Consider the following 11,394-nt stretch of genomic DNA (forward strand, 5'->3'; position numbering starts at 1 on the left):
CCGCTCCCCCGCCTCCCCAGGCGGGGCGGCGGCCCGGCGTCGCCCGCCGGGCCGCGGCTCGGTGGCCGCCGGGGTGGAGACCGCCGTGGTGATCCCCGAGTGGCCCAGGGGCTGGGTCACTTGGCCACGCCCTGGGACTTCAGCTCCTGCTGCAGGGTGGAGTTCAGCTCGCTCAGCCCGCTCTTGACGCTGGACCCGCAGGTGGCGAAGAGCTTGTTCAGCGACTCGGCGGTGTCCTGCCGGATGGGCTGGTAGTTGATCGCGGACGGGAAGGGCTTGGAGTCGTTCGCGTACGCGTCCGAGAAGATCTTCCACCGCGGGTCGTTGTAGACCTTGCCGGTGTCCACCTTGGTGTTGACCGACAGCCGGACGACGGGGGCGTCGGGCGCGGTCATACCGAGCTTCTGCGCTTCGGGGCTGATCAGGAACTCGGCGAGCTTGCGCTGCTGCTCCGCCTTCTGGGAACCGGCCATCAGGTAGACGTTCTCGCCCTCGGCCAGCACGGTGTTGCCGTCCGGGCCCTTGGGCGCGGGGATGACCTCCAGCTTGTCCTTGCCCGGCGTCTTGTCGAAGAGCGGGAACTCATAGGGGCCGGTGAGCGAGATGCCGACCTTGCCCTGCGTGAAGAAGGGGTACGAGTCGCCGGTGGTCATCGTGAGCGAGCCGGGCTGGGTGACCTTGCTGGAGCAGTACAGGCCCTTCAGCCAGGTGACCGTCCTGACGTTCGCGGGGGAGTCGGCGACCGCCTCGTACTTGCCGCCGCCGCGCGAGGCGACGATGTCGCCGCCGCCCTGCCAGATGAAGTTGGACGCGAACCAGGCGAGGTAGCCGTTGTTGGTGGAGCCGGGGACGAGCAGGCCGTACGTGTCGTTCTTGCCGTTGCCGTCCGGGTCCTTGTCGGTGAACGCCTTGGCGACGTCGAGCAGTTCGGCCCAGGTCTTCGGGGCCTTCATGCCGACCTTCGCCAGCCAGTCCTTGCGGATGAACATGCCCTGGGCCTGGCGGGAGAACGGAATGCCGTAGACCTTGCCATCGGTGCCGACCGCGCCGGACCAGGCGGTGCCGGTGATCTGGGAGGTGCCCGCGAGAGCCTTCTTGTCGATGGGCTGGAGCAGCCCCTGGGACTGGTAGTTCCCGAGGCTTCCCATGTCGTTGATGGTGACGTCGGGCAGGTTCTTGGAGGCCGCGCGCTGCTGGAGGAGCTTGTCGAAGTCGACGACGGGCTTGTAATCGACCTTGATGCCGGTTTTCTTGGTGAAGGCGGCGAATATCCTCTTGTAGGCCTTCGCGTCCACGGCGTCGCTGCGGGTCCACACCTCCAGCGGGCCCTTGGCGCTGCCGCCGCCGCTCCCGCTGGTGCTCGCGCCGCATCCGGCGACGAGGGAACCGGCGAGTGCCACGCATGCCAGAGGTGCCAGTCGCCTCGGTGTGGCTGAGTGTCTGAACATGGCCACCGCCCGTTCGTATAGATGAACACTGGTTATATTCACGAACCAGATGGCGGGACGCTAGAGCGCTCCGGGGTGGCTGTCAATACTTGTTTCACTCTGTGTTGTGTTGTTTGCTAAGCCGGAATCATCACCTCCATTTCCCTGCCTGAACAGGGCATCTCCCCTTCCCTCGGAAGGCATCCACACAATGATCAACACGCGTGGACGCTCAGATCGAGCCAAGATCGCGTACTACGAGGACCCCTCGCCCGGCACCGGAGCGCTCGCGCCCCGCGCCGCCTTCCGGTCCGACGCACGCACCCTGTCCCTGAACGGCGACTGGCGCTTCCGGCTCTTCCCGACCGTGGCCCACGCGGAGGCGGCGGAAGCGGGCCAAGGCGAGGAGGACGGCTGGGAGAAGCTCCCCGTCCCGTCCCACTGGGCCCTCCACGGCCACGGCGCCCCGCAGTACACCAACATCCGCTACCCCTTCCCGGTCGACCCGCCCCACCTCCCCACCGAGAACCCGACCGGCGACCACCGCCTCGTCTTCGACCTCCCCGCCGACTGGCCGGAGCCCGGCGACGGCCGCACCCTGCTGCGCTTCGACGGCGTCGAGTCCTGCTACCGGGTCCGCCTCAACGGCCGCGAGCTGGGCACCGCCAAGGGCAGCCGCCTGCCGCACGAGTTCGACGCGGGCCCCCAGCTGCGGCGCCACGGCAACGTGCTGTCCGTACGCGTCCACCAGTGGTCCTCCGGCAGTTACGTCGAGGACCAGGACATGTGGTGGCTGGCCGGGATCTTCCGCGCCGTAACGCTCCTCCACCGCCCCGAGGCCGCCGTCGAGGACGTCTTCGTGCACGCCGGGTACGACCACCGCACCGGCCACGGCACCCTGCGCGTGGACGCGAGCGTGGACGCGGTCCCGGCGGGCGGCCGCGTCACCGTCCCCGAGCTGGGCCTGACCCTCGCGACCGGCGAGACCGCGACCGTCCCCGGCGTCCAGCCCTGGTCCGCGGAGGCTCCCCGGCTGTACGAGGCGACGCTCACGACCGGCGGCGAGCGCGTCCCGCTGCGCCTGGGCTTCCGTACCGTCGCCGTCGAGGACGGGGTGATCACGGTCAACGGGCGCCCGCTGCTGCTGCGCGGCGTCAACCGCCACGAGTTCCACCCCGACCACGGCCGCGCCGTCCCGCACGCCACCATGCGCGAGGACGTGCTGCTGATGAAGCGGCACAACATCAACGCCGTCCGCACCAGCCACTACCCGCCCGACCCCGCCTTCCTCGACCTGTGCGACGAGTTCGGGCTGTGGGTGATCGACGAGGCCGACCTGGAGACCCACGGCTTCATCTACGGCGACTGGCGCGGCAACCCCGCCGACGACCCGGACTGGGAGGAGGCCCTGATCGACCGGGCCGCCCGGATGGTCGAGCGGGACAAGAACCACCCCAGCGTGATCATGTGGTCGCTGGGCAACGAGTCCGGCACCGGCCGCAACCTGGCCGCCATGTCCCGCTGGATCCGGGACCGCGACCCGAGCCGCCTGATCCACTACGAGGGCGACTGGTCCTGCGAGCACACCGACGTCTACAGCCGGATGTACGCCTCGCACGAGGAGGTCGAGGCGATCGGCCGCCGCGCCGAGAAGCCGCTGGACGACCCCCGGCTGGACGCCCGCCGACGCGCCCTGCCGTTCATCCAGTGCGAGTACGCGCACGCGATGGGCAACGGACCGGGCGGCCTCACCGAGTACCAGCGGCTGTTCGAGACGTACGAGCGGCTGCAGGGCGGCTTCGTCTGGGAGTGGATCGACCACGGGCTGCGCGCCCGGGACGCCGCCGGGCGGCCGTACTTCGCGTACGGCGGCGACTTCGGCGAGCCGCTGCACGACGGCAACTTCTGCGCGGACGGGCTGCTCTTCCCCGACCGGACGCCGTCCCCGGGGCTGCTGGAGTACAAGAAGGTCGTCGAGCCGGTCGGGATCTGCGTGGACGCGGCCGCCCGCACCGTCCGCGTCACCAACAAGTACGACGTCATCGATCTGACCGGGCTCGCCTTCTGCTGGTCGCGCGAGGTGGAGGGGCGCCGGGAGGCCGAGGGCGCCCTCGACGTGCCGCCGCTCGCCCCGGGGGAGTCGGCCGAGGTGGCGCTGCCGGAGGCCTTCGCCGCGGAGAGTGAGGGCGAGGAGTGGTGGACCGTACGGGCCGTCCTGGCGGCCGACACCGCCTGGGCGCCCGCGGGCCATGAGGTGGCGTGGGGCCAGGCGCGCGCCCGGGGGCCCGCTGTGACGCGTACGCCCGGGGCGCGCATCGCTCCCGTAAGCGCCCCCCGGGCCGGGGACCTCCTGACCCTCGGCCCCGCCACCTTCGACCCCCTCGACGGCAGCCTCCGCACCCTCCACGGCCTGCACATCGCCGTCCCGCCCCGGCTGAACGTCTGGCGCGCCACCACCGACAACGACCGGGGCCCGGACGAGGCGAGGTCCCTCGCCGCGCTGTGGCGCCGCCATGCCCTGGACCGGATGCGGCACCGCTGCGACGGCGTGGCGGTGGAGGGCGAGTCGCTGGTGGTCACGGCGCGAGTGGCGCCGCCGGGCGGCTTCTTCGGCCTCCTGGTCAGCTACCGCTGGACCAGCGAACGGACCAGTGAAGGGACCGGCGAACGGCCCGGCGAACGGCCCGGCGACGGCACCCGGCTCGACCTCGCCGTCGACATCGCCCCGGACGGCGAGTGGCCCTGCCCGCTGCCCCGGCTCGGGCTGGCCATGGGCGTACGGGCGCCGCTCGACTGGATCGAGTGGTACGGCGGCGGCCCCGGCGAGTCGTACCCCGACACCCGGCGCGCGGCGCGCACCGGCCGCTGGGCGACGACCGTCGAGGAGTTCCAGACGCCGTACGTCTTCCCGCAGGAGAACGGCAGCCGCGGCGACGTCCGCTGGGCCGAGCTGCGCGGCCCGGACGGCGGCGGGCTGCGGATCGAGGGCCGCCCCGCCTTCGCGCTCACCGCGCGCCGCTGGACCACCGAACAACTGGAGGCCGCCCGGCACCCGTACGACCTGACCCCGGGCGAGGTGCTCCACCTCGACCTGGACGCGGCCCAGCACGGCATCGGCACCGCGTCCTGCGGCCCGGGCGTCCTCGCCCCGTACGAGCTGCGGGCCACGGAACGGACGCGCTTCGGCGTCGGCTTCACCCTGCCGCGCTGAGCGCACTGAAGGCCGTACACAGCACGGAGGCCGCGTCTCGTCGAGCGAGACGCGGCCTACGCACCAAAGATGTGGGTGCCCCCAACGGGATTCGAACCCGTGCTACCGCCTTGAAAGGGCGGCGTCCTGGGCCACTAGACGATGAGGGCCGATGGCCCACCTGGGCGCCTCGCGACGCTTTCGGGGGGACGCGAGAAGCATATGGGATGCCGGTGAGGTTCGCCAAAACGGTTTACGGACCGGTCGGCGCCGGAGTCGCCCCGGGCCGGTTCTCGGCCGGGAGATGACGGCTGACCTCGGCCTTGGCGAGCCCGAGCCCGCCCAGATCGATCTCGTCCCAGGCCTGCAGCCGCCGGGTGTCCCGGTCCAGGTAGAGGACCGACGCCTGCACCTTGTCGGGCTCGGCGTCGTCCACCGCGCGCAGCCCGCTGCCGCCCGTCGAGCCCTCCGTCATCAGCCGGGTGCCGCCGGGCAGCACCTCCGTCCGGCGGTGGTGGACATGACCGGTGAGGGCGAGCGGAACCGTGCCGTCCGTCTCCCGGGCGGCGAGCGGGTTGTGGGCGACGGCGATGTCCACGGGCGCGCCCGCCGCCTTACGGGCCCGGATCGCGTCGGCCAGCGCCCGCCCCGCCCGGTGCTCGGCGGCGTCACCGGCCACGGCGGCGGAGCGGTCAGGGGTGAACTGCGGATCGCCGATGCCCGCGATCCGCAGGCCCCCGACGGTCACCGTGCGGCCGCCGTCCACGACGTGGACGCCCTCGCGGCCCGCCAGATAGCGCTGCGTCGTCGCCGAGTCATGATTGCCGCGTACCCATACATAGGGGGCGCCGAGGTCGGAGACCGGCTCCAGGAAGCCGTTCTCGGCGGCGGTGCCGTGGTCCATGGTGTCGCCCGTGTCGATGATCACGTCGATCTTGTACTGCCGGACCAGCGACTGGACGATGTGCCAGGCGGCCGGGTTGAGGTGGATGTCCGATACGTGCAGTACCCGCATCGTCGTCGGGTCGGGCCGGTAGGCGGGCAGGGTCGAAGTCGCCTCGTACAGCTGCGTGACGTTGGTCACGAGCCGGGCCAGCTCCCGCTGGTACACATCGAAGTCCGTGACGATGCTCCGCGCGTTGCCGACCACCGAAGGGGCGCTCGACAGCAGCCCCGAATAGCGCGGCTCCAGCACCGAGTCCGGGTTCCAGGTCGCGTACGCGGCGCCGCCGGAGGCGGCCAGCAGCCCCAGCGCGAGGCCGCCCGCCGCCAGCGCCCGCCGGGGGCGGCGGTAGACGGCCAGGCCCAGCGCGGTGGCGCCGAAGACGACGGCCGCGCAGGAGCGCACCGCCAGGTCCCGGGTGCCGCGCACGACGTCGCCCGCCACCTCCTCCTGCAGCCCGGACAGCCGCTCGGGGCGGTCGACCAGCGCCGCCGACCGGATGGGGTCGAGCCGGTCCACGTCGACGTCGAGGCGGAGCGGGGCGTGGTGGCTGCGGAGTTCGAGGGCGCCGAGCGGGGAGACGTTGATCTCGGTGCCGCCGGTGAGGGACGGCCTGAGCGCCATCCGGGTGTCCATCGGGCCCACCGAGGCGTGGACGCTCCCGACGACCAGCAGCCCCATCCAGGCCCCCAGGAGGGTCACCGCGGCCAGCCCGGCGGCGCGGACGACCGGCCGTGGCCGCTCGGTGGCCGGGGCGAGGGCGAGGGCGAGCGGTTCGCGGGCCATGGATGCGCGTATGCCCGCCCGCCCGGCGCACCATTCCCGGGCGCGGACCGTCCCCATCCGGGCCCGGCTGCCCGACAATGGCCAGGTGCTGGAGATGACGCGCGAGGAGTTCGAGGAACTGGTGGCCGAGGCGCTGGACCGCATCCCGCCGGAGCTGACGCGGCTGATGGACAACGTCGCGGTGTTCGTGGAGGACGAGCCGCCCGCGGCCGACCCCGAGCTGCTGGGGCTCTACGAGGGGACGCCGCTCACCGACCGCGGCGAGTGGTACGCGGGCGTCCTGCCCGACCGGATCACCATCTACCGGGGGCCGACGCTGCGCATGAGCGAGACCCGGGAGGACGTGGTCCAGGAGACCGAGGTGACCGTGGTCCACGAGATCGCGCACCACTTCGGCATCGACGACGAGCGGCTGCACGCACTCGGCTACGGGTGAGGGTTACGGGTGAGGCCACGGGCGTGCGCGGCCGCCTCCGGCGCACGGGTTACGCCGCACGCGTGTCCTAAGGGGGGCGGGGCCAGTTGGGTACTGCGTCACAGCCCTGCGGCCTGGAGGTGTCCCACGCATGTCTGGAACCCCCGCTCCTCGCACCGACCGTTCCTCCCGCACCGACGCGCCCCGCGCCTCGCGCGCCCCCCGCGTCTCGGCGCGGAGCGCCGTGGTGGTGACCCTGGTGGCCGGGGCCCTGGCCCTGGGCGGCTGCATGAGCATCTCCGACGACCCCGGAAAGCCCGACAAGCACCGGGGCGGCTCCGACAAGGGCGGCGGCGCTGCGGAGCCCGGTGGGGGCGTGGTGGTGCGTACGGACGGCCGCGGGCATACGTACACGGAGGCGGCGCGGGACGCCAAGGGCCATAAGCGCAAGGCTGGCGAGCGCCGTTCGCCGTCGGCGTCAGCCGCCGCGGAGCCCGGGGAGAAGCCCTCGCCGTCGCCCGGGAAGCACGGCTCCGGGGCGCACCGTCCGGTGCCCTCCCCGCCGCCTGAGCCGGGCGCGCCCGCGCCCTCCGAGGCCGCGCCGGAGCCGCGTCCGTCGAGCCCGCCGCCGAGCGCGCCCGATCCCAAGCCCACCCCCTCGGAACCGGCCTCCCCGCCCGCTTCCGCGCCCGCCGAGCCCGCGGGATAGCGCGGGCGAACGCGCGGTGTGATGAGGGACACGGGGGGTAGGGATGGTCAGTTGGCGTAGCGAATTTGCTCTTGGGGGGTGGGGGTGCGTATGGTGGTAGATCGTTTGATCCCATTTGCCCGGCGCCTCATCGAAGTGCGCCGTGAGGCGCGTTCCTTGCCATCCCGTGGCTGACCGCATAGAGGCGGTCGTTTGCGACAACACGGAGTTTGGGCGCGTGCCGAGACTCCGGAAGGTTTCGCATTTCGCATGTCCGTTTCCACTGATCACGCCGTCATGCCCGCCACCGACGAGCAGGGCGACCCCGGGGACCAGCCCCAGCCGGTCGAGCAGCTCCAGCAGGCCGAGCGCGCCGAGTCCACCACTGCCCCCGCCGAGCCCGGCGCCGACGTCTCCGCGGCCGACGCAGTCGACGCGGCCGACGCCGACGACGCCGAGCAGAGCACCCCCGAGACTTCCAAGGGCCCCGAAATCACCTTCGCTGACCTCGGCCTCCCCGAGCAGATCGTCCGCAAGCTCGCGCAGAACGGCGTGACCACGCCCTTCCCGATCCAGGCCGCGACCATCCCCGACGCCATGGCCGGGAAGGACATCCTCGGCCGAGGCCGTACCGGCTCCGGCAAGACGCTCTCCTTCGGCCTTCCGCTGCTGACCTCGCTGGCCGGCGGCCACACCGAGAAGAAGCGCCCCCGGGGCCTCATCCTGACCCCCACCCGCGAGCTGGCGATGCAGGTGAGCGACGCGCTGCAGCCGTACGGCGACGTCCTCGGCCTCAAGCTCAAGGTGGTCTGCGGCGGCACCTCGATGGGCAATCAGATCTACGCCCTGGAGCGGGGCGTGGACATCCTGGTCGCCACTCCGGGCCGGCTGCGCGACATCATCGACCGTGGCGCCGCGACCCTCGACAAGGTCCAGATCGCCGTCCTCGACGAGGCCGACCAGATGGCCGACATGGGCTTCCTGCCCGAGGTCACCGAGATCCTGGACCTGGTGCCGAGCGGCGGCCAGCGACTGCTGTTCTCCGCGACGCTGGAGAACGAGATCGACAGCCTGGTCAAGCGGTACCTGGTGAACCCGGTCACCCACGAGGTCGACCCGTCCCAGGGCGCTGTCTCGACCATGACCCACCACGTGCTCGTGGTGAAGCCGAAGGACAAGGCGCCGGTCACCGCCGCCATCGCGGCGCGCAAGGGCCGCACCATCATCTTCGTCCGCACCCAGCTGGGCTGCGACCGGGTCGCCGAGCAGCTGTGCGACGCGGGCGTGCGCGCCGACGCGCTGCACGGCGGCATGACGCAGGGCGCCCGCACCCGGACCCTGGCCGACTTCAAGGACGGGTACGTCAACGTGCTCGTCGCCACCGACGTCGCCGCCCGTGGCATCCACGTCGACGGCATCGACCTGGTGCTCAACGTGGACCCGGCCGGTGACCACAAGGACTACCTGCACCGCTCCGGCCGTACGGCGCGGGCGGGCCAGAGCGGCACCGTCGTGTCGCTGGCCCTGCCGCACCAGCGGCGGCAGATCTTCCGGCTGATGGAGGACGCGGGCGTCGACGCCTCCCGTCACATCGTCGGCGGGGCGGGCGTCTTCGACGAGGACGTGGCCCGGATCACCGGCGCCCGTTCGCTCACCGAGGTGCAGGCCGAGGCGGCCGCGAACTCCGCCAAGCAGGCCGAGCGCGAGGTGCAGGACCTCACCCGGGAGCTGGAGAAGGTGCAGCGGCGCGCGGGCGAGCTGCGCGAGGAGGCCGACCGGCTGTCCGCCCGCGCGGCGCGCGAGCGCGGCGAGACCCCGGCGCAGCAGGGCGACGCGGCCGAGGCCGGTGCCGAGACCGCCGGTGCTCCCGCCGAGGCCGTTCCGTTCGTGCCCGCGCAGCGCTCGGCCGAGTCCTCGGCCCCGGCCGCTGAGCGCCGGGACGAGCGGGGCAACTTCGACCGCCGGGACCGCCGGGACAACGACCGTGGTGGCCGTTCGTTCGAGCGTCGTGATGACCGTGGTGGGTTCAACCGCGATCGCCGTGACGACCGTCCGTCGGGTGGTCGGGATCGTCGTGATGACCGGGGTGGGTTCAACCGGGACCGTCGTGATGACCGTGGTGGCGACCGTGGTGGCCGTTCGTTCGAGCGTCGTGATGACCGTGGTGGGTTCAACCGCGACCGCCGCGACGACCGTCCGTCCGGTGGCCGCTCCTTCGAGCGCCGCGACCACAACCACCGTGGCGGCGACCGCCCCTTCAACCGCGACCGCCGCGACGACCGCCCGGCGCGCCGTGACGACCACCGTGGCGGCAACGCCGGTGGCCGCTCCCACGACCGCCGCACCGACAAGCCGCGCTGGAAGCGCAACGGCTGACCGACGCCGATGAGGCCCGTGCAACCCCCCGTGGTTGCACGGCCTTTCGACCCGGGACGATATTGTCTCGGGGCGGACCCCGTGGCCGGGCTATGCTGCGGGGGTGCGGGTCATTAGCTCAATTGGCAGAGCAGTGGACTTTTAATCCATTGGTTCAGGGTTCGAGCCCCTGATGACCCACCCGGGAAACCGCAGGCAGCATCGCTGACCTGCGGTTTCGTCGTTTTTCTGGGCCCTTCGCCCGCCGTGTGCGCGCACGATCGGCGGTCACACGGGCGGCGCCTGAGCGGATGCCGAACGCGCCCTGGCCGCACAGGCTGAGCCTGCTCGCTCTCCCAGGAAAACGCGTAAGGAGACCCTCGTGCGACTCGTGACTACCATCCGCGGAACACTCCCCGTCATGGTGCTGGCGCTCTTGGCGTGGGGCGCTTCCGCGCCGGCGTCGGCCGAGGGAGGGGGAACCAGGGCGGGCGGCGAGGCCTCCCCTCAGGCCACCGTGCCCTGCGGGGACTCGGCGGCACTGGTCGCCGCGGTGGGCCAGGCGGCCGCGGGCGGGACCGTGGTACTCGCCGCCGGGTGCGTGTACACGCTCACCTCGGTGGCGGCGACGGGCGCCAACGGCCCCGACGGGCTCCCCATCATCACCGGGAACGTGACCATCACCGGTACCGGAGCGACCATCAGACGCAGCGCCTCGGCGCCGGACTTCCGCATCGCGGAGGTCGCGTCCGGCGGACGTCTCACCGTGAGCGGGGTGACCCTCTCGGGCGGGCGGGCGGTGGACGGGGCCGGGATCCTGGACCAGGGCTCGCTGACCCTCCAGCAGAGCGCGGTCACCGCGAACGTCGCGAGCGGCATCGGCGGCGGCGTCCAGGTCGCCCCGGGCGCCACGGCCGCCTTCTCCCTGAGCCACCTCTCGGGCAACACCGCCAACGACGGCGGCGGCGTGCACGTCGGTACGGGAGGCTCGCTGACCGCCAACAGCACCACGTTCGCCGACAACACCGGCGAGAGCACCGGCGGCGCCATCGCGAACTTCGGGGACACCCTCCTGAGCGCCGTGACGCTGGAGACCAACCACGCCAGCAGTTTCGAGGGCGGCGGTATCTGGACGTCCATCGGGAATCTGACCTTCAACGGCGGACGCATTATCGGAAATACGGCGGGAAGCAACGGCGCCGGTATCGCGAACTTCGGAAGCACGCTGTATTTGCAGTCCACCGTGGTGTCCGGAAACATCGCCACCCTTAATGGCGGCGGACTCTTCAGTCACGCCGGAAACACGCAAATCATCGGTACCAACATCACCGGCAATACGGCCAATGGCGGCCAGGGTGGCGGAATCTTCTCCGACGGCGGTTCGATTTCACTGATGGCGACGAACGTGACCGGCAACAACCCCAACAATTGCGTCCCGGCCCTCGCGGGCTGCTCCGGGTAAATTCGTTCCGACAATGGACGCGGGGCCGGGCGGGGACATATCTTGCCAGGGGGGGGGGGGCCCGGGGGGGGGGAAGTAATACACCCCCGGGAGAAAATAAAAATAGAGGACGAAACAAAACCGCAACA

General features: G+C 71.9%; 7 protein-coding genes and 2 tRNA genes. 6 read left to right on the forward strand and 3 right to left on the reverse strand.

The features are described 5' to 3' along the window. Nucleotides 1-116 precede the first annotated feature (116 nt). On the reverse strand, nt 117-1,400 hold the full coding sequence (locus tag ACFV9T_RS41845; RefSeq protein WP_385448939.1) for an ABC transporter substrate-binding protein: 1,284 nt from the start codon (nt 1,398-1,400) through the stop codon (nt 117-119). Nucleotides 1,401-1,638: 238 nt separating this feature from the next. Between ACFV9T_RS41845 and ACFV9T_RS41850 the strand changes: the two genes are divergently transcribed. Beyond that, entirely contained in the window at nt 1,639-4,638 is a 3,000-nt protein-coding gene (locus ACFV9T_RS41850; protein ID WP_385448941.1) for a glycoside hydrolase family 2 TIM barrel-domain containing protein, read from the forward strand. A 76-nt stretch (nt 4,639-4,714) separates the two neighbouring features. Here the strand turns inward: ACFV9T_RS41850 and ACFV9T_RS41855 are convergent. Both ACFV9T_RS41855 and ACFV9T_RS41860 read right to left on the reverse strand, forming a co-directional pair. After that, nucleotides 4,715-4,787 (reverse strand) — tRNA-Glu (locus ACFV9T_RS41855). An 83-nt stretch (nt 4,788-4,870) separates the two neighbouring features. Further along, the gene (locus ACFV9T_RS41860; protein ID WP_385448942.1) at nt 4,871-6,346 is read right to left on the reverse strand and encodes a metallophosphoesterase; all 1,476 of its coding nucleotides are present in this window, start codon (nt 6,344-6,346) and stop codon (nt 4,871-4,873) included. Between the two features lie 85 nt (nt 6,347-6,431). On the opposite strand from ACFV9T_RS41860, the gene ACFV9T_RS41865 reads away from it, so the two are divergent. From ACFV9T_RS41865 to ACFV9T_RS41885, 5 genes are all read left to right on the forward strand, one after another. Further along, nucleotides 6,432-6,782, forward strand: a complete 351-nt coding sequence (locus ACFV9T_RS41865) for a metallopeptidase family protein (RefSeq protein ID WP_385448949.1) — start codon at nt 6,432-6,434, stop codon at nt 6,780-6,782. Between the two features lie 130 nt (nt 6,783-6,912). After that, complete coding sequence (locus tag ACFV9T_RS41870; protein ID WP_385448944.1) at nt 6,913-7,470, forward strand: hypothetical protein; 558 nt, start codon at nt 6,913-6,915, stop codon at nt 7,468-7,470. A 249-nt stretch (nt 7,471-7,719) separates the two neighbouring features. Next, a complete protein-coding gene (locus ACFV9T_RS41875) occupies nt 7,720-9,825 on the forward strand; it encodes a DEAD/DEAH box helicase (RefSeq protein WP_385448945.1) in 2,106 nt (701 codons plus the stop codon). Between the two features lie 107 nt (nt 9,826-9,932). Continuing rightward, nucleotides 9,933-10,005: transfer RNA gene (locus ACFV9T_RS41880), tRNA-Lys, on the forward strand. Between the two features lie 181 nt (nt 10,006-10,186). Further along, complete coding sequence (locus ACFV9T_RS41885) at nt 10,187-11,266, forward strand: right-handed parallel beta-helix repeat-containing protein (RefSeq protein ID WP_385448948.1); 1,080 nt, start codon at nt 10,187-10,189, stop codon at nt 11,264-11,266. The last annotated feature ends 128 nt before the right edge of the window (nt 11,267-11,394 follow it).

The organism is Streptomyces sp. NPDC059850 (genome assembly GCF_042731515.1).
Lineage (GTDB): Bacteria > Actinomycetota > Actinomycetes > Streptomycetales > Streptomycetaceae > Streptomyces.